The sequence below is a fragment of the Halonotius terrestris genome (assembly GCF_006861665.1).
In the GTDB taxonomy this organism is placed as follows: Archaea; Halobacteriota; Halobacteria; order Halobacteriales; family Haloferacaceae; genus Halonotius; species Halonotius terrestris.
This window is the reverse complement of sequence record NZ_RKLU01000011.1, coordinates 31,329-31,985: the sequence shown is the minus strand read 5'-3', so window position 1 is coordinate 31,985 and position 657 is coordinate 31,329. Positions and strand designations below refer to the sequence as shown.

The window sequence follows — 657 nt, the reverse complement described above, 5'->3', positions numbered from 1 at the left end:
ACGGAGGGTGTGAACCCACGCCATACACTCCCGCTGCGTGGCCGCTGCGAGTTCGGTCGCCCGTTCGTTCCGGACGAACGCCTCGAAGTCTCGCAACACCCGCTCGTAGGAGTCTCTGGTTCGCTCGGTCTTCCCGTGGTACGTGAGGTCCTGCAGGAAGTAGGCGACGGGATCGTCCGGGGCATCCGTAGTCCGCTCTGCTGTCTCACTCATCGTCTACGAGTGTGTAGCCGCCGCGACGACCGTTGTACTGTACGCGGTTGTGTTGCTGGAGCTCGTCGAGGCTTTCCTCGAGCCGGTCTTCGATGTCGTCGGTCAGTCCCGCGACGAGTTCGTCCCACGAGAGATATCCGTCGGTTTCGAGAAGGTCGAGGAGCTGGTCTTCGAGGCCGTGAACCCCAGGGGTAGACCCTCGAACATCGGCATCATCGTGGTCGCTTTCGTTCTCGGATGTGGAACCTTCCAGATCGAAGCTCCTGCGGCCCGCCTGGACCATTGCTCTGACGAACTCGGCGCGGCTCATGTCCAGTTCCTCGGCATCGCGGTCCCATGTCTCCCGCTGGTAGCGCGGCACGTAGGTGCGGACCCCGACCCGTTCGGTGTCGGTTTCGGCCATACGAGGTCCTCGACCGGACATCNCNTNNNNCNNNNGNGNNA

At 63.0% G+C, this 657-nt stretch carries 1 protein-coding gene and 1 pseudogene; both read right to left on the bottom strand.

What is annotated here, in order from left to right; all coding sequences use genetic code 11:
• Positions 1–213, bottom strand: a pseudogene (locus EGH24_RS13960) (tyrosine-type recombinase/integrase); the annotation flags it as partial.
• Complete coding sequence (locus EGH24_RS13955; protein ID WP_142980746.1) at positions 206–616, bottom strand: DUF5805 domain-containing protein; 411 nt, start codon at positions 614–616, stop codon at positions 206–208. The pseudogene EGH24_RS13960 and the gene EGH24_RS13955, both read right to left, overlap by 8 nt.
• Positions 617–657: the final 41 nt, after the last annotated feature.